The organism is Anaerolineae bacterium, assembly GCA_013178165.1.
Taxonomy (GTDB): Bacteria; Chloroflexota; Anaerolineae; order Aggregatilineales; family Ch27; genus Ch27.
In genome coordinates this window covers 165,348-185,209 of sequence record JABLXG010000005.1, presented here as the reverse complement: position 1 = coordinate 185,209, position 19,862 = coordinate 165,348, and the positions used below count along the sequence as shown (strand labels likewise).

Annotated in this window: 21 protein-coding genes; 16 read left to right on the top strand and 5 right to left on the bottom strand. The window is 63.5% G+C overall.

What is annotated here, in order from left to right; all coding sequences use genetic code 11:
* Window positions 1–7 precede the first annotated feature (7 nt).
* The 5 genes from yidD to hutU all read left to right on the top strand — a co-directional run bounded on the left by yidD (window position 8) and on the right by hutU (window position 5,001).
* Entirely contained in the window at window positions 8–220 is a 213-nt protein-coding gene (gene yidD, locus HPY64_06140; protein NPV66708.1) for a membrane protein insertion efficiency factor YidD, read from the top strand.
* Between the two features lie 9 nt (window positions 221–229).
* A complete protein-coding gene (locus HPY64_06135) occupies window positions 230–1,369 on the top strand; it encodes a PQQ-binding-like beta-propeller repeat protein (protein NPV66707.1) in 1,140 nt (379 codons plus the stop codon).
* Between the two features lie 15 nt (window positions 1,370–1,384).
* A complete protein-coding gene (locus HPY64_06130) occupies window positions 1,385–2,167 on the top strand; it encodes a membrane protein insertase YidC (protein NPV66706.1) in 783 nt (260 codons plus the stop codon).
* Window positions 2,168–2,187: 20 nt separating this feature from the next.
* Entirely contained in the window at window positions 2,188–3,090 is a 903-nt protein-coding gene (locus tag HPY64_06125; GenBank protein NPV66705.1) for a KH domain-containing protein, read from the top strand.
* A 264-nt stretch (window positions 3,091–3,354) separates the two neighbouring features.
* Complete coding sequence (gene hutU, locus HPY64_06120) at window positions 3,355–5,001, top strand: urocanate hydratase (GenBank protein NPV66704.1); 1,647 nt, start codon at window positions 3,355–3,357, stop codon at window positions 4,999–5,001.
* Window positions 5,002–5,109: 108 nt separating this feature from the next.
* Here the strand turns inward: hutU and HPY64_06115 are convergent, their stop codons facing one another.
* The 3 genes from HPY64_06115 to HPY64_06105 form a co-directional block, all read right to left on the bottom strand.
* Window positions 5,110–6,027, bottom strand: coding sequence for a hypothetical protein (locus HPY64_06115; GenBank protein NPV66703.1), 918 nt, complete (start codon window positions 6,025–6,027; stop codon window positions 5,110–5,112).
* 282 nt (window positions 6,028–6,309) lie between these two features.
* Entirely contained in the window at window positions 6,310–7,092 is a 783-nt protein-coding gene (locus HPY64_06110; GenBank protein ID NPV66702.1) for a tryptophan-rich sensory protein, read from the bottom strand.
* Window positions 7,093–7,380: 288 nt separating this feature from the next.
* Window positions 7,381–7,542 carry a YqaE/Pmp3 family membrane protein gene (locus tag HPY64_06105; protein ID NPV66701.1) on the bottom strand — a complete coding sequence of 54 codons (162 nt, stop codon included), beginning with the start codon at window positions 7,540–7,542 and terminating at the stop codon, window positions 7,381–7,383.
* A 418-nt stretch (window positions 7,543–7,960) separates the two neighbouring features.
* On the opposite strand from HPY64_06105, the gene HPY64_06100 reads away from it, so the two are divergent.
* From HPY64_06100 to HPY64_06060, 9 genes are all read left to right on the top strand, one after another.
* Window positions 7,961–8,380, top strand: coding sequence for a CoA-binding protein (locus HPY64_06100; GenBank protein NPV66700.1), 420 nt, complete (start codon window positions 7,961–7,963; stop codon window positions 8,378–8,380).
* 262 nt (window positions 8,381–8,642) lie between these two features.
* On the top strand, window positions 8,643–9,254 hold the full coding sequence (locus HPY64_06095) for a TetR/AcrR family transcriptional regulator (protein NPV66699.1): 612 nt from the start codon (window positions 8,643–8,645) through the stop codon (window positions 9,252–9,254).
* 33 nt (window positions 9,255–9,287) lie between these two features.
* Window positions 9,288–11,894, top strand: a complete 2,607-nt coding sequence (locus HPY64_06090; GenBank protein NPV66698.1) for an MMPL family transporter — start codon at window positions 9,288–9,290, stop codon at window positions 11,892–11,894.
* Between the two features lie 204 nt (window positions 11,895–12,098).
* The gene (locus HPY64_06085) at window positions 12,099–13,163 is read left to right on the top strand and encodes a bifunctional phosphoglucose/phosphomannose isomerase (protein NPV66697.1); all 1,065 of its coding nucleotides are present in this window, start codon (window positions 12,099–12,101) and stop codon (window positions 13,161–13,163) included.
* 76 nt (window positions 13,164–13,239) lie between these two features.
* Window positions 13,240–14,247, top strand: coding sequence for an SDR family oxidoreductase (locus tag HPY64_06080; GenBank protein ID NPV66696.1), 1,008 nt, complete (start codon window positions 13,240–13,242; stop codon window positions 14,245–14,247).
* 20 nt (window positions 14,248–14,267) lie between these two features.
* Window positions 14,268–14,663: a PPOX class F420-dependent oxidoreductase gene (locus HPY64_06075; GenBank protein ID NPV66695.1), complete on the top strand. Its 396-nt coding sequence runs from the start codon at window positions 14,268–14,270 to the stop codon at window positions 14,661–14,663.
* Between the two features lie 18 nt (window positions 14,664–14,681).
* Complete coding sequence (locus HPY64_06070) at window positions 14,682–15,269, top strand: GNAT family N-acetyltransferase (protein NPV66694.1); 588 nt, start codon at window positions 14,682–14,684, stop codon at window positions 15,267–15,269.
* A 37-nt stretch (window positions 15,270–15,306) separates the two neighbouring features.
* Window positions 15,307–15,759: a hypothetical protein gene (locus HPY64_06065; protein ID NPV66693.1), complete on the top strand. Its 453-nt coding sequence runs from the start codon at window positions 15,307–15,309 to the stop codon at window positions 15,757–15,759.
* Window positions 15,760–15,791: 32 nt separating this feature from the next.
* Window positions 15,792–16,991, top strand: a complete 1,200-nt coding sequence (locus HPY64_06060) for a PD-(D/E)XK nuclease family protein (GenBank protein ID NPV66692.1) — start codon at window positions 15,792–15,794, stop codon at window positions 16,989–16,991.
* A gap of 319 nt (window positions 16,992–17,310) precedes the next feature.
* Here HPY64_06060 and folE read toward each other — a convergent pair whose 3' ends face one another.
* On the bottom strand, window positions 17,311–17,967 hold the full coding sequence (gene folE, locus HPY64_06055; protein ID NPV66691.1) for a GTP cyclohydrolase I FolE: 657 nt from the start codon (window positions 17,965–17,967) through the stop codon (window positions 17,311–17,313).
* Window positions 17,968–18,220: 253 nt separating this feature from the next.
* On the opposite strand from folE, the gene HPY64_06050 reads away from it, so the two are divergent.
* The gene (locus tag HPY64_06050) at window positions 18,221–18,655 is read left to right on the top strand and encodes a dihydroneopterin aldolase (GenBank protein NPV66690.1); all 435 of its coding nucleotides are present in this window, start codon (window positions 18,221–18,223) and stop codon (window positions 18,653–18,655) included.
* Window positions 18,645–19,202: a 2-amino-4-hydroxy-6-hydroxymethyldihydropteridine diphosphokinase gene (folK, locus tag HPY64_06045; protein NPV66689.1), complete on the top strand. Its 558-nt coding sequence runs from the start codon at window positions 18,645–18,647 to the stop codon at window positions 19,200–19,202. Before HPY64_06050 ends, folK begins: the two co-directional genes overlap by 11 nt.
* Window positions 19,203–19,258: 56 nt before the next feature.
* Here folK and HPY64_06040 read toward each other — a convergent pair whose 3' ends face one another.
* Window positions 19,259–19,837, bottom strand: coding sequence for a GNAT family N-acetyltransferase (locus HPY64_06040; protein ID NPV66688.1), 579 nt, complete (start codon window positions 19,835–19,837; stop codon window positions 19,259–19,261).
* Window positions 19,838–19,862 lie beyond the last annotated feature (25 nt).

Here is a 19,862-nt window from a genome sequence, read left to right as displayed (position 1 = left end):
GAAGCAGATGTTAAAGCGGCCTGTCCTGCTGTTGATCCGGCTGTACCAGTTGACGTTATCCCGCGTGCTGCCGCCCAGCTGTCGTTTTACACCCAGTTGTTCGGTCTACACCTACCAGGCGATTGACAAGTACGGCCTCTTTAAAGGAGGCTGGCTGGGGATCAAGCGCATTGCCCGCTGTCATCCGCTCAATCCCGGTGGGTATGATCCCGTTCCTTAAGGAGCAACATTGAAGACGATGATCTCTCCGTTCGTGGAGCGGCAGAACGCTCACCAGCCGGTCGTATTCCTGCGGCGCGGCCTGTGGTTGATTCTGGCGCTGGTGCTGCTGGTGGCGGGCTGCGGGCCTGTCTCAGTAGCTGGAAGCTGGGCCGGCGTGACCGCCGGCGACGATGGCCTGATCATGGCCTACCTGGACCGCGTGACACGCTTTAACAGCAGCGGGGTTGCCCGCTGGGAATTCCCCGCGCCGGGCGACGAATTGCGGGGCCATACCCAGTTTTACGCCACACCCGCCGTCACCGAGGATGTGGTCTACGCAGGCGGTTATGACCACAAGGTCTACGCCATCAACCGGGACAACGGCCAGTTGCTGTGGGTGAATGAGGACGCCACCTCCCGGATTATCGCCGGGCTGACGGTCGCCTCTGGCAAAGTGCTGGTGGGCATCGGCAATCATGGCGTGATGGCCCTCAACCAGCGCACCGGCCAGAAGGAATGGTTCTTTGAGACAGGCCAGGGCGTCTGGGCGGCCCCGCTGGTGGTAGATGACGTGGTTTATGTTGCCTCGCTGGACAAGCACCTGTATGCGCTGACCCTGGCCAGTGGCCAGGAATTATGGCGGCAGAACCTGGGCGGGGCCATCGCCGGCGCCCCGGTTTACGATGATGGCGTGCTGTATGTCGGCACGTTCACGCGCACGATCGTCGCCGTCAACGCCGCTGATGGAACCATCATCAATACCTTCCAGGCGGAAAACTGGGTCTGGGACACCCCGACGGTGGCTGACGGCGTGCTTTATGCCGGGGACATGAGCGGCAATGTCTACGCGCTGGAAACCGGAACCTTCACCCCGGTCTGGCAGCGCAAAGTCGCCCGCGAAGGCATCCGCACCAGCCCGCTGGTTGCCGGCGACCTGCTGATCATTGGCTCCCGGGATGACACCCTGTACGCGGTCAACCGCACCAGCGGGACGCCCGTCTGGCAGCAGCCGGTCGGCGGGGACATCCTCAGTAACCTGATCCTGCTGAATGACGACCTGCTGGTCGTCAGCACCATGTCCCAGGATCGTCAGCTCGTGGCCTTCGATCTGGAAGGTAAGGTCGTCTGGACTTACCCGCCGGTCGCCGCCAGCCAACAAAGCCAATAACCAGGGAAAAACACCATGTGGGATCTCATCCTCAACCCGTTCATCACCGTGCTGGTCTTTCTGTACCAGCTCCTGGGGCAAAACACCGTCCTGGCGATCGTGGCCTTCACCATCCTGATTCGCCTGCTCACCCACCCGCTGACCGTTCAGCAGCAGCGCTCGCTGAAGGTCCAGCAGGAACTGCAGCCCAAGCTCAAGAAGCTCCAGGAAAAGTACAAGGGCGACCGCGAAAAACTGGCTCAGGCGCAGATGGAACTGTACCGCGAGGCGGGGATCAACCCGGCTGGCGGCTGCCTGCCGCTGCTGATCCAGTTTCCCATCCTGATCGGCCTCTACCAGGCGATCATCCAGGTACTGGGGGCCACCCCGCTTCAGCTCCTCGATCTCTCCGGGCGCATCCTGGTGCCACAACTGAACCAGCTCATCCCGCTCAGCAACCAGTTCCTGTGGATGAATCTGGCTGAGCCGGATCCGTTCTACGTGCTGCCGGTGCTCGTGCTGATCACCACCTGGGCCCAGCAGCGCCTGCTCACCCCGCCGGCCACCGATGACGGCGGCCAGGCTGCCGCGATGACACGCTCAATGAACACCGTCATGCCGATCATGTTCTTCTTCTTCTCGCTGTCTTTTGCCTCCGGCCTGTCGGTGTACTTCGTCGTGTCGAACCTGATCGGGATCGTCCAGTACGCCATGATGGGGAAAGCCAACCTGAGCAACCTGCTCCCCTTCAAGCGCGGCCAGAATGCTAACCCGCCGGCTGGTGAGCCATCGCCGCGCAAGTCGACACCAGCAAAGTGAAATGATAGAGGGGCTTGACCATGAACGAACCACGGTTCGTCGAGGCGACCGGGCCAGACGTTGAGACGGCGATCAAGAACGGTCTGGCCAAACTGGGCGCCGACAGCAAAAACGTGATCGTCGAAGTCCTTGAAGAATCCAGCCGGGGGTTGTTCGGCATCGGCGGACGCCCGGCCAAAGTTCGCCTGACCCTCCTGGCGCCAAGCGCACCCACCCCTGCCCGCGCCGAAAGAGCCTCCCGCCAGCAGCAAACTACCGCCGAAGGCCAGCCAGCGCCCCGATCGCGGCGCCACCGTCGCCGGTCGAAGAGCCGGACTGCCACTGGTGGGGCGGAAAAGTCCGCCGCTCTCGAGGCAGCCGATCTCCCGGCTCAGGGGGACCTGGCCGAAGACGATGAGCCTGGCAGCGACCTGCCGTTACCCGCCCGCATCGCCGCTGCGCCCGATGACGAGGAAGCGCACACCGCGGTGGAAACCCTGCAGGAATTGCTGGGCAAGATGGGCATCAGCGCCAGCGTGGAAGCCAGCTACGCCGAGCCTGCCGACGAAAACGAGAGCGGCCCGCTGGTCCTGCAGATCACCGGCAAGGACCTGGGCGTCCTGATTGGGCGGCGCGGCGAGACGCTGGCCGCGCTCCAGTACATCACCCGCCTGATCGTCAGCCGCGAATTGCAGCGCCGCACCGATCTAGTGGTGGATGTGGAGCACTATAAAGCCCGCCGCGAGCAGCGCCTGCAAAGCCTGGCCCTGCGCATGGCCAAGCAGGCTACCCTGCGGGGCCGCACCATCAACCTGGAACCGATGCCGGCTTATGAGCGGCGGATCATCCACCTTTCCCTGCGCGACCGCACGGATGTTTATACCGAAAGCGTGGGCGAAGGCGAAAATCGCAAAGTCACCATCGTGCCGGTCAAGAATCGTTAACCTTTCATCTTCCAAGGTGTCTGTTCACGCGCCTGAGGCTGCCGGTTGCCTCAGGCGCGCTGCTTTTCGGGGGGGCGGGCAGCAGGCTAGGGAGTCGAACGTACAGGCAAGGCTCCGCGCCCTGACCTGCTTTCTCTTGCCTCCTGCCTCCCGGCCTCCTTCTTTTGCTGCTTGTCCCCCCGCCGGGAGAATCTCTGCAGGCTCCTGTGCTACAATCGGGATCGATCCATCGGGTAGGCTTGTGCCACGAAAGGACGAATCCTCATGAGCCGTGTGATTCGGGCGCCGCGCGGGACACAGATCACCTGCAAAAGTTGGCTGCAGGAAGCCGCCATGCGCATGCTGATGAACAACCTCGACCCCGACGTGGCCCGCGACCCTGACAACCTGATCGTCTACGGTGGGCGCGGACGGGCGGCCCGCAACTGGGAAGCCTTCGACGCGATCATTGCCACGCTCAAGGAGCTGGAAAACGACGAGACACTGCTTGTCCAGAGCGGCAAGCCGGTGGCCGTCTTCAAAACCCATCCTGACGCGCCGCGCGTCCTGATCGCCAACAGCAACCTGGTCCCTCACTGGGCCACGCAGGAGCATTTCGATGAGCTGGAGCGTCGCGGCCTGATCATGTACGGCCAGATGACCGCCGGATCGTGGATTTACATCGGCACGCAGGGTATCCTGCAGGGCACCTACGAGACCTTTGGCAGCCTGGCCCGCCAGCAGGGCTGGGGATCGCTGCGCGGCAAGTTCGTCCTGACTGCCGGGCTGGGCGAGATGGGCGGGGCGCAGCCGCGCGCGGTGACCATGAACGAAGGCGTAGCCCTGATCGTGGAGATCGACCCGGCCATGATTGCGCGGCGGCTGCGCACCCGCTACCTGGACGAATCGACCGATGACCTGGAGGACGCCCTGCAGCGGGTGGAAGACGCGTTGCGCACCGGCACGCCGAAATCGATCGGGCTGCTGGGCAACGCCGCTGATGTCCTGCCGCGCCTGGTGCGCATGGGCATCACGCCCGATGTCGTCACTGACCAGACCCCGGCTCACGATCCGTTCTCCTATGTCCCCCACGGCATGAGCCTGGCGGAAGCCGTCGCGCTGCGCGAGCGCGACCGGGTCGATTACGAACAGCGCAGTATGGCGAGCATGGCCGCCCACTGCCGGGCTATGCTGGATATGCAGGCGGCGGGGGCTGTCGTTTTCGATTACGGCAACAACCTCCGCCAGCGGGCCTATGACGCGGGCGTCACTGATGCCTTCAACTACCCCGGCTTTGTCCCGGCTTATATCCGCCCGCTGTTCTGTGAGGGCAAGGGGCCGTTCCGCTGGGTAGCCCTTTCCGGCGACCCGCAGGACATTTACACCACCGACGCCAAAATCCTGGAGCTATTCCCGGAGGACGATCACCTTCGCCGCTGGATCACCATGGCCCAGAAGAGCTTCGAATTCCAGGGCCTGCCGGCACGCATTTGCTGGCTGGGCTATGGCGAACGGGCCAGGGCGGGGCTGGCCTTTAACGAACTGGTCGCCAGCGGGGCGGTCAAGGCTCCGATCGTGATCGGGCGCGATCATCTGGACGCCGGGTCGGTCGCCAGCCCCAACCGCGAGACGGAGGGGATGCTGGACGGCACGGACGCCGTCAGCGACTGGGCGATCCTCAACGCCCTGATCAACGCGGTGGGCGGGGCAACCTGGGTCAGCTTCCACCATGGCGGTGGAGTGGGCATCGGCTATAGCCAGCACGCCGGGCAGGTGATCGTGGCCGACGGCACGCCGGAAGCAGCCCGCCGGCTGGAGCGCGTCCTGACCACCGATCCCGGCCTGGGTGTAGTGCGCCACGCCGACGCCGGTTATCCGCAGGCTATTGCTGCGGCCAAACGGCACGGGATCAAGATGCCGATGTTGAAGTAGGAGGGCCACAGGGCCGGGAGTAATCGGGGCATCGCTCCCGACAGGGCTGCAAGAGGCCTGTCCAGGCATCCGGTGTGTTCTTCCGGACTGACAAAAGCCAGGCCGTCCTCAGCCCAGGCCCAGTCCTTCCGCCCGCGCCTGGCCTGTCTGCGCCCGGCGGACGGCCAGCGGCAGCGCCCCGCGCAACAGGGTTTCGATCATCAGTTGCCGGTATTCGGCGGTGGCCCGGTACTTGCTGGCGCGGGGGCGCAGCGAGGCATGGGCGGCCCGGATGGCCGCGTTCAGCGCAGCGTCATTGCATGGCTGTCCGCGCAATGCGTCCTGGACGGCGGTCGCCAGGATCGGCGTCGGCGCGACCGGGCCGATGCACACCCGCGCATCGACGTAGCGCGTCTTGCTTTCGTCCAGTTTCACCCATACAGCACAGCCCAGCACCGGCAGAGCCACCCCCTGCGGGCGCATCACCCGCTTGAAGGCGCTGCCTTCCCTCGCCCCGGCCAACCGAAAGCGGAAGCGCACCAGCACATCGCGCCGCGAATCCAGCGCGGATTGCCCCGCGCCCCGGTAGAGCGCCGCCAGCGGCAGCCATTCCCGCCGCCCATCGCCCCAGGCAACCTCCGCCTCGGCGGCCAGCGCCATCAGCGAGGTGGCGCCGTCGCCAGCGGGCAGGGCGTGGGCGACATTGCCGCCGAGCGTGCCCACGTTGCGCACCTGCGGCCCGCCGATCACACCGCAACTTTCCACCAGGCAGGTGGCGCGGGCCTCCAGCAGGGTGGAACGGGTGATGGCGGTGTGCGTCACCGCCGCGCCCAGGAGGACGATGCCATCCGCCTCATGGATGGCGGTCATCTCCGGGATGCGGGTGACATCGACGAGCGCCATGCGGGGGGCTTCCCCGCCATACTGGAGATCGATCAGTAGGTCGGTACCGCCGGCGATCACCTGGGCTGCGCCATCATAGCGGGCCAGAATCGCCAGCGCTTCTTCCACAGTTTGCGGGGTATGGTAGTACTGCCAGAAGGGCATGGCTATCATCCTGAGCGGGTACGTGGCAGTGCTGGGCTTGTGGCTCTACTGTAACACGATTTCCCTGCCGGGGCAGAACAACCAGCGGGCAGGATGCCAGGACAGGCCGGTGGTCAGAGTCCCCGGAACCCCTGCGGGCAGCAGGGGGAATCCCGGAGGCGTTTCCTGGCTGGTGAGCCACGCCGCCGCCAACTGCTGAACACAAAACGAGGGCGCCAGCAGGGAGGGGAACCGCTGGCGCCCCCAGGGGGAAGGGAGATAGCTTGCGTGAAGAAGGCAGCGCTACCCGGCGCGCGCCCCGCGGACCGGGGACTGGCCGCGGTTCTGCCACAGGCTGTAGGCCAGCACGGCCACGATGACGATGATGGCCGCCAGCGCTGCGCCGCCAACCAGCGTCGAACGCTCCCACTGGGCGATGATGATCCCTGCCACTGCCCAGATGGTCGTCAGCGCGTAGGCAATATTGCCCCGCCCCGTGTAAACCACCGCGCTGATGATCACCGTACCGATGGCGATCATGATCGCCGCCCAGGTCGGGCCGCCCAGCCCCAGCTCTGTGTAGCCGTTGGCGTACAGGGTTTGGGAGATGTTGGCGATGGTGGCGATGGTGATCCAGCCCAGATAGATGCTGAAGGGCACCTGGAGCAGCCAGTACGTGGCGCGGGAAACCCGCTGACCGATCCCCAGTTGTCGGTAGATCGTGATCAACAGGCCCAGGATGACCAGCATCACCGGCACGCTCAGCAGGAACTGCTCGCTCTGGAAGAGGATCAGCCACAGGGTATTGGCCAGGTTGCTGAACACAAAGGGCCAGGCGATGCGCTTGAGCAGGGGATTTTCCCGCTGAGCGGGCAGCGCCTGGTAGATGGCAAAGGCCGTCAGGCCCAGGTAGATCACCCCCCAGATGGCAAAGGTCAGGTTGGCCGGGACGAAGTAGATCGGGTAGGCGTTGCTGATCTCAGCGGTCGGTGTGCCGCCCAGCGCGCCGCTGGAGGCCATACTGTTGATCACCAGGGTGATCGCGAAAGTGACCAGCACGATAATTTGCCTTGCCAGATCGCTCATGTCAGTTTCTCCATTGGTTGCAGCAGGGTGCTGCGTAACGGCTTGCCAGCCGTAAGATAAGCGAAAATATCTACCTTTAATGTCTATTTATTGAACAGGTTTTGACTGGAAATATTCTACACTGTTTGTCGGGAAAGTCAATGAGCTTTCGCTGAGAAACCGGCACCGATCCCGAGCGGCGCGGATCGCCAGCGCCGGGCAACAAAAAACCCTGCTCCAGGCCAGGAACAGGGCTGCTCAAAGACTGGTTTGGTGGGAGTCACAGGCGCCAGCGCCTGCCCCCGACCATTAGCTGTTTTCAGCCAGGTAGTTGAGCAGTAGCGCCGCGATAGCCCCCGGCACCCACCCGGCCAGCGTCAGCGCAAAAACGATCAATACCGTCCCACAACCGCGATCCAACACCGCCAACGGCGGCAGGATGATGCACAGAATAGCGCGCCCACAACCCATATTCCTCTACTCCTCTGGTATGTACGCCGTTACACGCACCACTCTTAAGAGCTATACGCAAAAAGCACCGGCGCGTTGCGGCAGGTTCCCATTGCCGGGGATAACCGTGCTGCTCTGTCGTCCTTTCTCGCCAGGGCTGAGGATGCCAGTTTCTACAGCACTGGCGGCCAGGTCATTCTCGCGCCAGTAGGCCGGACATCTGCTATACTCCATCTCATATAGAACACGGGAGCCGCCGGGTCATCACTGAGGTGGCGGGTTTTCGCCCCCTGACTCTACGCTACGTTCAACAAAGTGCCATCACCGCCCTCGCGGCCAGCGCCGGAAGTCAGGGGCTGTCGCCTGCCTGTATCGCCCTGTCGTGGTTCCTGTCCATGCCTGCTGGCGGCAGTTGCTTGTTGTGGTAAGGAGATACTTCATGTCTGTGCTCACCAGTGACCCTGATCTGCGCGATCTGCTCCAGAACGCCCGCGTGATCGCGGTCGTCGGCCATTCCGATGACCCGGAACGCACCAGCTACCAGATCGCGGCTTACCTGCGACGAGCCGGTTACCGCGTCATCCCGGTCAATCCAACGGTGAGCGAGATTGACGGCGAGACCAGCTACCCCTCGCTGTCCGCTGTGCCGGAGAAGATTGACATCGTCAACGTCTTTCGCCGCGCCGAACACCTGGCCGATGTGGTGGCGGCGGCGGCAGCGGTTGGCGCGGGGGCGGTGTGGGGCCAGCTTGGCGTAATCAGCGCCGAAGCCGCTGCTGTTGCGGAAACCGTGGGTATGCCGCTGGTCATGGATCGCTGCATCAAAACCGACCACCTGCGCCTGCTGGGTCAGAAGTAGCTGACTTCCCGGCAATACTGGCAGCAGGTGCTCCGCTCGCCGGAATAGCACACCGTCTGCCCGCCAGCAGCAGGTGGCTGATAAGCTCCCCCTGAGCATAGCCAGCCCCGGCGCTGCCATCTCCAGCGCACGGCATGTTTACACCATCCTGGCACTTGCCAGGCATCTCCAATTGATATACGATATTCCCATAATTGAACGGCATGTATAATCATCAGCAGGGCGATCAGCGCGCTATCCGGCGCGGGGAAGGCACAGCCGCATGAAGACACGGCTCACCCGGCATGAGCGCCGCAAGCTGCATACCCGCCGCAAGTTGCTCGACGCCGCCCGCCAGGAAATCGCCCGGCGCGGCTACGAGGCCACCGGCGTGCTGGATATCACCGAGGCCGCTGATGTCAGCAAGGGCACCTTTTACCTGCACTTCCGCGACAAAGAAGACCTGACGCGCACTCTGATCCTGGAAGGGTTTGCGGCCCTGCGCGCCCGCCTGACCGAGGCGCTTGGCGCCAGTCCTCGCCCGGTGGACAGCATGGAAGAGGCGCTGCGCGTCGTGTTTCGCCATGCAGCGGAGAACCGCGATCTGTTCCGGATCATGCTTGGCCGCCAGGCTTCCGCCGAACTGCAGATGACGGCGCTGGAATATTTCTCCAATGCGGTGGAGGAGATCATCCGCGGCCAGATCGCCCCTGACCGTCCCCTGTCCCTTCCGCCAGACCTGCTGGCCCGTTTTATCACCGGGGCCGGCGTGCAGGTTGGGCTGTGGTGGATCGAGGACGATCACGGCCTTTCGCCGGAGGCCATGGCTGCCATCCTGTATCGCCTGCTGACGCGGGGTGTCCTGCCCGATTCCCTGCCGACCTCGTCCGCCTGATCCCTCACCCTATTCATCAGGAGAAGCCCAGGCATGTTTGAATTCATCGGACGTTTTGCTGCCCATTACCGCTGGCCGATCATCATCGGCTGGATCGCCCTGGCCGCGCTGGTCACACTGATCGCCCCGCCCCTGGAGCAGGTCGCCAGTAGCACCACGACTGACTTTCTGCCGGCCAGCGCCCCCTTTGTGCGCGCCTATGCCCTGGCTCACGAGCACTTCCCTGACCAGGACATGGGCGGCAGCGCCGTGATCGCGGTTGAGACGCCGGAAGGCAGCAGTGTCCGCGAGGGAGCGGCCTGGAACTACATCGTGGAACTGACCGCCTGGTTGATGCAGCTGGATGGCCCGGCAGGAATCACGGGTGTGACTTCCCCGGCGCAGGGCGTCCCCCTGCTGGCCGACAGCCTGATCGCGCCGGATGACCGCCTGGCAATTATGATGGTGGACTTTCAGACTGGCGTGCTGGAAGATGAGACCAGGGAATTGCTGGAGCGCATCAAAGCGCATATGGCCACGCTGGAAACAGACGGCTTCCAGGTTTACCTGACCGGCAATTCGCCGATTTTCTCCGGCTACGCCACCGGTGCACTGGAAAGCGTCGACCGCACGCTGGGCGTGACGATTGTCCTGGTGGTGTTGCTCCTGTTGCTGGTCTACCGCTCGCCGGTCAGCCCGCTGTTGCCGCTGCTGACGGTGACCATCGCCTACCTGATCAGCCGCGGGATCGTCGGCTGGCTGGGGGCTAACGTCCTCACCATCACCATCTACGCCAATGTGATGATGATCGTCGTCCTGTTTGGCGCAGGGACGGATTATTGCCTGTTCCTGATCAGCCGCTTCCGCGAGGAGATGGCCGACGACGACCAGGCCGCCGAAGCCACCATCCGCACGGTGCACCGCGTGGGCGAGACCATCACCAGCAGCGCCGGGACGGTGATCGTGGGCTTTGTGGCTATGATCTTCGCGGAAATGGGGCTGTTCAATACCACCGGCCCGGCGCTGGCGATCAGCGTGGTGGTCATGCTGTTGACCGGCCTGACGCTCACACCGGCCCTGCTGGCGACGCTCGGCGCACGCGCCTTCTGGCCGGGCAAAGCCCATCATCGCGGGGATAGCCGCCTGTACGAATGGGTCTCCCTGCGCGTCTCGGAGCATCCGGTACAGGCGATTTTGCTGCTGGTCGCTGTGCTCGGCCCGCTGGCACTCTACGCTACCGGCCAGCGCACCACCTATAACATGCTCTCCGATCTCGTCGCCACGAATGAAGCACGCCGGGGCTTTGAGGCGCTGGAGCGGCATATGGGCGGCGGAACCATCCAGCCGCTCACGGTGGTTGTCGCTGGACTTGATCCCGATTCCGCGCTGGCCGAGATCGATCGTTGGACGCAAACCCTGCTAGCACTGGATGGCGTTGCCGATGTGCGCAGCCTGTCCGCGCCGCTGGGCCGTGACAGCGGGCTGCTGACGAATATCGCGTCAGTCCGCGCCCAGTTTGGCGCGGCAGCATCACTGCTGGCGGAGGCAGGGGAAGGCGGGCTGCCCGCCGACGCCCTGACGCCGCAGAACCTGCAACTGGCCTTGAGCCTGCTGCCGACCGTTGCTGCCTATCTGGACGCTGTGCAGGAACGCGCCCCCGCGCTGGCCGAGAACGCGGACATGCAGGGCCTGCGCCAGACGCTTGCCGGGCTGCCGGTGGCGGCGCTTACCGGCCGGATCAGCCCGGCGCTGGAGACGTTACAGGCCCATCTGGCCGCGCTGGCCGCTTCACCGGACCTGGAGGGTGTCTACTACCTGCCGGATGAACTACCGGCGGAGCTAAGCGCCGCGATCGCCGGCGCGAGCGCCGGGCTGGATACCGAGGGTCTGCTCGATAGCTTCCTGGGTCGCTACCTATCCGCCGATCGCACGGCGGCCCGCTTTGAAGTCATCCCGCGGGATAACCCGTATGGCGACGAAGTGACCACCCTGGTGCATACCCTGCGCGACATGCTGCCCGGCGGGGAAGCCGCCGTTTCGGGCGTGCCGGTGGTGACCACCGATCTGCGTGACACCATGGAACGCGATATGCTGCGCTCGTTCTCGCTGGTGCTACTGGGCATCCTGATTGTGCTGGTGGTCTTGCTGCGGGCGCTGATCAGCCCGCTCTACCTGATCCTGACCATCCTGCTCAGTTACGGGGCTACCATGGGCATCACCCGCCTGTTCTCCAGCCTGGTCTTCGGCGTGGATGCTCTGACCTGGTGGGTGCCCTTCTTCATGTTCAGCATGTTGATCGCGCTGGGGATGGACTACAACATCTTCCTGATGGGGCGGGTCAAGGAAGAAGCGGCGCAACACGGGATGCGCGAGGGCGTACACCGCGCTGTCGCCGCCACCGGCCCGATCATCACCTCCGCCGGGCTGATCATGGCCGGGACGTTCGCGGCGATGCTGGCCGGGTCAGTGACCGGCCTCAAGCAACTGGGCTTTGCCGTCGCGGTGGGCGTGCTGCTGGACACGTTTGTGATCCGCACAGCGCTGGTACCGGCGATCGCTGTACTGCTGGACCGCTGGAACTGGTGGCCGGGCAAAGCGCCGCGTGTCCCGGCAGGGAGGAAGGCCGGGGCCAGCCACGCGCCGGCCAGCGGGGATCGGTGAAGAGCCGGGAATAGGGGGCAGGGCAAGCGGCGGCGTTGCCGTCGCCCCCGCTGGGCTTGCCCTGAGCGCGGGGGCCAGGCCATCCCCAGGCCTGGCCCTTCCCCTTTTGCCCGCCCATTGCCATCCGCTTATGCGGGCAGCGCGGGACGCTTCGCGCTACAATGCTTTCAGCGCAATGTCTCATGAGCGATGGGAGAAAGCCCGATGCTTCTGGATGCCCCTGAGCGCTTCGCCGCGCTCGATCCGCAGGCCATGCTAAGCCACATTCACGCCCTGCCCGACCAGGTGGAACATGCCTGGGCGGCGGCCCATGATCTGCCGCTGCCGGAAGACTACCGCCACCCGCGCCTGATCGTCCTCAGCGGCATGGGCGGCAGCGCCATCGGCGGTGATTACCTGGCCGCGCTGGTAGCCCACGCCAGCCCGGTGCCGATCCTCGTCATCCGCGGCTACGACCTGCCGGCTTATGTCTCCGGCAGCGAGGTGCTGGTGATCGCCAGCAGCAACAGCGGCAACACGGAAGAAACACTGGCCGCCTACGCCGATGCCGGGCGACGTGGAGTCCGGCGGCTGGCCATCACCACCGGCGGGGAACTGGCCGCCCGCGCGGCGGCGGATGGCGTGCCGCTGTGGCAGTTCACCTACAGTAGCCAGCCGCGCGCTGCCCTGGGCTGGAGCTTCGGGCTGCTGGTTGGGCTGGCGGACCGGCTGGGGCTGGCCGCCGATCTGGCTAATGACGTGGCCGAGGCTGTCGCTCTGCTGCGCCAGGAACGGGGGGCCTTCGGCCCGGAGGTACCTGCCGAGCGCAACGGGCCAAAGCGTTACGCCGGGCAGTTCTGCGGGCGGATCGGCCTGATCATAGGCAGCGGGATCATGGCCCCAGTCGCCCGCCGCTGGAAGGGCCAGATCAACGAGAACGCCAAGAACTGGGCCGAATTCGACGAGTTGCCGGAGCAGAATCACAACGGCGTGGCTGGCACAGAACTGCCGGAGCGTGGCCTGGAGCAGATTTTCTGCATGTTGCTCCGCTCCAGCTACGATCATCCCCGCGTTGCCCTGCGCCATGACCTGACTTACCGCCTGTTCCTGCAACAGGGCATCAACACGGATACGTTTGTTGCTCGCGGGCAAAGCCGCCTGGCCCAGATGCTCAGCGCCACCCAGTTCGGCGACTACACGAGCTTCTACCTGGCCATGCTCAACGAGGTCGATCCGACGCCGGTGCCACAGATCGAGAATCTCAAAGCTGGTCTGGCGCGGGCGGGGTAGCGGGGCAGGCAGGGGTGCAACATGCTGCGCCCCGCGCCGCGACGAATCGCCGGCTTTTTCCGGAGGAGAGAAGCGTATGAAAGTCTTGTTCATCGGCGGCACAGGCAAGATCAGCACCGCGGTCAGCCGTCTGGCGGTGGAGCGCGGCATCGACCTCTACCACCTCAATCGCGGCCAGCGCGGCGTCAGCCTGCCCGGCGTGACCACGCTCACTGCTGACATTACCCGCCCGACGGAGGCCGCCCGTGCGCTGGAAGGCCACCGCTTCGACGCAGTGGTGGACTGGATCGCTTTCACCGAGGCGGATATCGAACGCGACCTGGGCCTGTTCCGCGGCAAAGTCGGGCAGTACGTGTTCATCAGTTCGGCCTCAGCCTACCAGAAGCCGCCCGCCAGCCCGATCATCACCGAGGCCACCCCGCTCTACAACCCGTTCTGGCAATACTCCCGTAACAAGATCGCCTGTGAGGAGCGCCTGATGCGCGCCTACCGGGAGGAGGGCTTCCCCATCACCATTGTGCGCCCCTCCCACACCTATGACTCCAACTTCCCGATCGCCATCGGCGGCTGGGATACCTACACCCTGCCCGACCGTCTGCTGCGCGGCGCGCCGATTATTGTCCACGGCGATGGCACGTCGCTGTGGGTGGTCACTCACTCGCGGGATTTCGCCAAAGCCTTTGTGCCGCTGCTGGGCCATCCGCAGGCCATCGGCCAGGCTTTCCACATCACCTCCGATCAGGTGCTGACCTGGAACCAGATTTACACCACCCTGGCGCAAGCGCTGGGGGTCGAGCCGAAGATCGTCCATATGCCGTCGGATTTCATCGCCCGGCTGGAGCCGGAAATCGGCGCGGGCCTGCTGGGGGATAAGGCCCATAGCGTGATCTTTGACAACAGCAGAATCAAGCGCCTGGTTCCGGAGTACACCGCCACGATCCCGTTTCATCTGGGGGTGCGGGAGACGCTGGCCTGGTTCCAGGCTGATCCTGCCCGCCTGCGCGTGGACGAGCGGGTTAATGCGCAGATGGATCGCCTGATCGCGGCTTATCAGGCTGCGACGGGCGTCGATCCTGCTTCCTGAGCAAGGTGGTACAGACGATGATGGTCGACTATTTCAGCAGCCTGCAGGGCCACCAGTTCATCAGCCTGACGACCTTCCGCCGCACAGGGGTGGCCGTTGCGACGCCGGTCTGGTTCGCCGAGGTTGGCGGCCGCCTGTACGTGACTACCGACCCTGACGCGGGCAAGGTTAAGCGCATCCGCCACACCGCGCGGGTGACGGTGGCCCCCTGTACCTTCAGCGGCCAGACACTCGGCCCGGCGCTGGAGGGATGGGCGCGCCTGCTGACGCCGGCGGAATACGGCGCGGCGGAAGCGGCGCTCAAGGCCAAGTACGGCCTGCAGTGGACGCTCTTAACCCTGCCCGATCGTCTGCGCAGGCGTGCCGCGCAACGCACCTTCCTGGAGATCACGCCGCCAGGGGAGGGCAGCGACTGAGATGAGAAAGGCCCTGCCATGCCTGAGGAAAGCCAGCTCGAATTCAGACCGGTGACCGCCGCCGAGTGGGACGACCTGCAAACGCTCTTCGCGGAACTGGGATCGCTGCAGGGCTGCTGGTGCATGTGGTGGCGGATCAGGCGGGCGGACTTCCAGCGCCAGTACAGGGAAGGTAATCGTCAGGCGCTCAAGGCTATCATTGACTCCGGCCAGGTACCGGGTATCCTGGCCTACCGCGATGGACGGCCGGTTGGCTGGTGCAGCGTGGCCCCGCGGGAGGCGTTCCCCGTGCTGGATCGTTCGCCCGTCCTCAAGCGGGTGGATGAGCAGCCAGTCTGGTCGATCGTGTGCTTTGTGGTGGCCAGGGCGTACCGCCGCCAGGGCCTGATGACCGCGCTCATCCGCGCCGCCGTCGCCTACGCGGCAAGCCAGGGCGCGCGGATCGTGGAGGCGTACCCCATTCTGCCGGAAGAAAGCTCTGATCCGCGCTCGCTGGTGTTCAGCGGCGTGTGTTCTGCCTTTGAGCGGGTCGGGTTTGTGGAGGTAGCGCGCCGATCGCGGCTTCGGTGTATCATGCGGTACGTAATCACTGATGGAGGCGCCTAAACATGCTGCTGGCAGCACGGGCCGGGAGGCAGGATGGATGGACGAGCGCGTACGCTGGCTGGACGAAGAGCGGACGCTGCTGGTGGTGGATCTGAGCCTGGAGCCAGGACGGACCGGCATCAGCATCGAGGAGCGGATCGCGCCGCTGCTGGAGGCAGCTCGGCTGGCCCAGACGGTCGAGCATCCGGTTGATTTGCTGGTCGACCTGCGCCGCGGTCGTGTCGCGGCGGGTGGCAACTGGCTGCGTAGCCTGCGCCAGCTCAACCAGGAGTTACCGCCGCAGACCGGCCTGGTGGTGGTGGTCGGAGCCTACCGACCTGTCTTACTCCGCCATACTCTGGCTGTCCTCAGTCGTATCCAGCGCCTTCATGCGCGGGGAGTGCACCTGGTGGACACGCTGGCGGAGGCGCGGGCTTTGCTCGGTGCAGAGCGCATCCCGGCGGCACTGGATGACGTGCCGGACGAGGGCGAGGCTGCCGCGAGCAGGTAGGGGATATAGATATAATGGGGGCGGGAGTGATCATGGATACAAAGCAGCAGATTAGTCAGCTTGAAGCCTTCGTCGTCGACAATTCAAGCCTTGATCGGCTGGAATCGCTGATTGCCGAGTTCAACATCTTTGAGGCAATAGGAGCAGTACGCCAGGAACTACGCCATTCAAATTTTCTGGCATTTTTGCTCAATCCCGCTGAAAAGCATGGCCTAGGTGACACCTTTCTCAAGCGCTTTCTGGTGTGTGTCCTATCGGCTGCTGATGAGCCGCCGGTTACGCCCATAGCTATCAATGTTGCCGACCTTTCCGATGCCGTCGTTGAGCGCGAGGTACAGAATATTGACATTCTTATTTACGACGCGGCCAGTGGGTTGGTATGCATCATCGAGAACAAGATCTTCAGTGGAGAGCACGACAACCAGCTTGGGCGTTACTTGCAAAGTGCCAAACAGCGTTTCCCAGATACCAAGGCGATCATCCCCGTGTATTTGACGCCGGATGGCATCCCACCGGCTGACGACGATAGTCCCTACATTCCACTCAGTTATGGACAGGTGTTGGAGATTGTGGAACACGTCCGTAACGCGCGAGAATCGCTGCTGGAAGCTGATGTCAACACCATAATGCGCCATTATGCGACCATGTTAAGGAGATATATCGTGAGCGAATCCGATATTGCGGAACTGTGCCGAAAGATTTACCGCACTCACAAAGCAGCCATTGACCTGATCATCGAGCACATGCCCAATTTACAGCAGGAATTATCTGAGTATCTTCGCAATCTCGTAGACAATACACCGTCACTCAGGTTAGAACGTCATTCAAAGGTCTATATTAATTTCATTCTAAGGGATTGGAAAGAGAGGGCCGAATTCAACACGGGTGTGGCTTGGCCCTCTAGCTCCGCGCTAATGACTGTCGAATTCCGTAACGACCGCAATAGTCTCAGCCTACACCTTTTGCTCGGCCCAGCGGAGTCGCAGCACCAGTATATTCGTGAGGCCATCTTCGCACATGCCGATAAAAATCGAGATGTGTTCAGAGGTTGCCGACGCAACTTAACTCAGAAGTGGTCAACGCTCTACAAAATGCAGTTTTTGCGACCGAATGATTATGAGGGCGCCTCGCTCGAAGATTTGGTGCAGATCATCGAGCCTAAGTGGGATCATTTTAGGTGCGAGATCTTGCCACAGCTTAACGAACACCTGATGCGGATCGAATTTGATTAGGGTTGACGGTGGATGACGGAGGACAAGTATCACTGGAAGAGGCATGCATGGTGTTTAGCATTTGAAGCGTGAGAACGGTTGGGGTTTTGACATAACAGGATGAAATTCGGGTGCAAACGGTCAAGTCCCCAATTGTACAGCGAGGATTCGAAACGCTGTGGGGTGACAAACACTGAACCACAAATGCAAAAAAAAGCCCCTCCTGCCCGGGGCTTTTTTGATCCCCGCCAACGAAAACCGCCTCGCCCCGGGCCATCGGTGGCGCCGGTAGAGGCGGTTTTCGGCCTGGCCGGCCTGTTTGCCGGGGGCAGCGTCCTGCCTAGATCAGGCTCTCCGTGCCCAGCGAACGCTGGACATGGCTGAGAAACTCGTTGCGGGTCTTCTCGTTGGTCTCAAAAGCGCCGAGCAGGTGGCTGGTGATCATGCGGGCGTTGTGCTTCTTGACGCCGCGCATCATGGCGCACATGTGCGCGCCTTCCACCACCACACCCACGCCTAGCGGGTTGAGCGTGTCCATCAGGAAGTTGGCGATCTGGGCGGTCATCCGTTCCTGCACCTGCAGACGGCGGGCGAAGAGATCGACAATGCGCGGAATCTTGGATAGCCCTACCACTTTGTCGCGCGGGATGTAGCCGACGTGCGCCCGCCCGACGAATGGCAGCATGTGATGCTCGCACAGCGAGTAGAATTCGATATCGGTGACCAGCACCATCTCCTGGTACTCGACATCAAACAGGGCGTCATTGATCACCTTCTCCGGGTCGGTGTAATAACCAGCTAGCAGCTCCTCGTACATGCGGGCCACGCGCTTGGGCGTATTGAGCAGGCCATCGCGATCTGGATTCTCGCCTACCGCTTTGAGGAGCATGCGCACTGATTCCTCGACCGTCGTACAATCCAGGCTCAGGTTGAGGTCAATGTCGTATTCTTCCAGGAACTGAGTCTTGTTGCCGTTAAATACCTGAATGTCGCTCATGATGAATGTTCTCCCTCCTGTTTCGGCGGTGAGCAGATCGTAACATCCAACGCCGATCTGCACATCCGTCATAGATTCATCGGTCAATATATGTACAAATCCTGTACACTTCGTATCCTTACGATAGCATAGACAGGGTGAATTAGGAAGCCCCCGCCCGGTTTTATTATCGAATTCTCATGCGCTTTGCTGCACATGGGAATGCCGGGCGTCCTGCTGTATGATCGAAACTACTGAGCGGAGGAGAAACGGCATGAAAGACCTCATCCACATCCAGAACCTGCGCCTGCGCTGCTACATCGGCTTTGCCGAGCACGAGCTGCGCGAGATGCAGGATGTCGTGATCAGCATGTGGCTGTCCACCGATCTGCGCCCGGCGGGGGCCAGCGACAATCCCGCCGACCTGCTCAACTACCGCACGGTCAACAAGGCCGTGATCCGGGCGGTGGATGGCGCACGCTTCAACACCGTCGAGGCGTTGGCGACGGCCATCGCGCGCGTTGCCATTACAGAGTGCGGTGTTGAGAAGATCAGGGTGGCCGTGTACAAGCCGGGCGCGCTGCGCTTCACTGATAGCGTGGGGGTGATCATCACCCGGCGGCGCCGCGACTTCCTGCCGAAAAAAGCCCACCGGAAGGCCGCCAAACCCGCGCCGGAAGCACCACCGGAGCGTGTGGATGAAGGCTGAGCTGCCCCGGATGCACCGCGTCTACCTGTCGCTTGGCTCTAACATCAACCCGGCGGCCAACCTGCGGGCGTGCCTGGATCTGCTACGGGCCAGGACGCGGCTGATCGCTGTCTCACCTGTCTATGAGACGGCCCCGGTCGGCTTCACCGAGCAGGCGAACTTCCTCAACACGGCGGTGCTGGTGGAAACCGACCTGACGCCGGAGGCCTTCCGCGCGGCGGTGATCGTGCCGATTGAGCAGGCGCTGGGGCGCGTGCGCGATCCGGCCAACAAGAACGCCCCGCGCACAATCGATCTGGACATCAGCCTGTGGGATGACGCCGTCTTTGACTTCGGAGAGAAACCCTGGCACGTGCCGGATCGGGATATCGTCCGCTTCAGCCATGTAGCCCGTCCGCTGGCCGACCTCGCCCCAGATTATGTGCATCCCGAAGATGGGCGCACGCTGGCCCAGATCGCAGCCAGCCTGCCCGCAGAGGGACTGATCTTGAAGTGGAGACCGGGGAACGACGGGTGGGGAATTCCGGGTGAGGCCTCCGGAAGGTGAGGGAAAAAGGCGGGCAACCTCCGCGCCAAGCGGCGAGCGCGGCAGGACTGCGCCGATCATGCCGGTGATTCTCCTCCTGACCCGGCAGGATGCTCCAGCACGCCGACGACCTGGAACCAGGGCGGCTCCGGGCCGGGGTTGTGGTGGAGCGTCATACCCAGGCGGCGCATCACCGCCTGGGAAGCGCTGTTGTCATATTCGGTGGTGGCGACCAGCCGCCGGACGTTCAGCCCGGCGAAGGCAAACTCGACCAGAGCGCGGGCTGCTTCGGTGGCGTAACCCCGCCGTTGATGCGCCGTCCGGATCGCCCAGAACAACCCGAACTCCGGCGTGATCAGGTGCGGCCCCGCTTCGCCGCGCAGCGCTCCCCACGGCACGCAGGCAGGGACCAGCCCGACTGAGCCGATCGCGACATCATCCCCGCGCAGGGCGACGGCATAATCGCCATAAGGCGGCTGGTACAGACGGGCCAGTTCGCGGTAGCCAGCGAGTGTCCAGTCCAGCCAGCGGCGGGTGTCTTCCAGCGTGTCATCGCTGCCGAAGGCTTCCGCCATCAGGGCATGGCGGGCTTCCAGATCTGCAGGCCGGTACTGGCGGATGACCAGCCGGGCAGTGTACAGAGGGGGGATGCTCACGTGACCTCCGGCGCTCTGAGGGTAT

Coding starts and splice junctions, on each gene's coding strand:
- folK (NPV66689.1), top strand. CDS start 18,645: ATGAAGGCTGAGCTGCCCCGGATGCACCGCGTCTACCTGTCGCTTGGC.
- HPY64_06050 (NPV66690.1), top strand. CDS start 18,221: ATGAAAGACCTCATCCACATCCAGAACCTGCGCCTGCGCTGCTACATC.
- HPY64_06065 (NPV66693.1), top strand. CDS start 15,307: ATGGACGAGCGCGTACGCTGGCTGGACGAAGAGCGGACGCTGCTGGTG.
- HPY64_06105 (NPV66701.1), bottom strand. CDS start 7,542: ATGGGTTGTGGGCGCGCTATTCTGTGCATCATCCTGCCGCCGTTGGCG.
- HPY64_06130 (NPV66706.1), top strand. CDS start 1,385: ATGTGGGATCTCATCCTCAACCCGTTCATCACCGTGCTGGTCTTTCTG.
- HPY64_06090 (NPV66698.1), top strand. CDS start 9,288: ATGTTTGAATTCATCGGACGTTTTGCTGCCCATTACCGCTGGCCGATC.
- HPY64_06110 (NPV66702.1), bottom strand. CDS start 7,092: ATGAGCGATCTGGCAAGGCAAATTATCGTGCTGGTCACTTTCGCGATC.
- HPY64_06085 (NPV66697.1), top strand. CDS start 12,099: ATGCTTCTGGATGCCCCTGAGCGCTTCGCCGCGCTCGATCCGCAGGCC.
- HPY64_06080 (NPV66696.1), top strand. CDS start 13,240: ATGAAAGTCTTGTTCATCGGCGGCACAGGCAAGATCAGCACCGCGGTC.
- HPY64_06075 (NPV66695.1), top strand. CDS start 14,268: ATGGTCGACTATTTCAGCAGCCTGCAGGGCCACCAGTTCATCAGCCTG.
- HPY64_06125 (NPV66705.1), top strand. CDS start 2,188: ATGAACGAACCACGGTTCGTCGAGGCGACCGGGCCAGACGTTGAGACG.
- folE (NPV66691.1), bottom strand. CDS start 17,967: ATGAGCGACATTCAGGTATTTAACGGCAACAAGACTCAGTTCCTGGAA.
- yidD (NPV66708.1), top strand. CDS start 8: ATGTTAAAGCGGCCTGTCCTGCTGTTGATCCGGCTGTACCAGTTGACG.
- HPY64_06095 (NPV66699.1), top strand. CDS start 8,643: ATGAAGACACGGCTCACCCGGCATGAGCGCCGCAAGCTGCATACCCGC.
- hutU (NPV66704.1), top strand. CDS start 3,355: ATGAGCCGTGTGATTCGGGCGCCGCGCGGGACACAGATCACCTGCAAA.
- HPY64_06070 (NPV66694.1), top strand. CDS start 14,682: ATGCCTGAGGAAAGCCAGCTCGAATTCAGACCGGTGACCGCCGCCGAG.
- HPY64_06100 (NPV66700.1), top strand. CDS start 7,961: ATGTCTGTGCTCACCAGTGACCCTGATCTGCGCGATCTGCTCCAGAAC.
- HPY64_06115 (NPV66703.1), bottom strand. CDS start 6,027: ATGCCCTTCTGGCAGTACTACCATACCCCGCAAACTGTGGAAGAAGCG.
- HPY64_06060 (NPV66692.1), top strand. CDS start 15,792: ATGGATACAAAGCAGCAGATTAGTCAGCTTGAAGCCTTCGTCGTCGAC.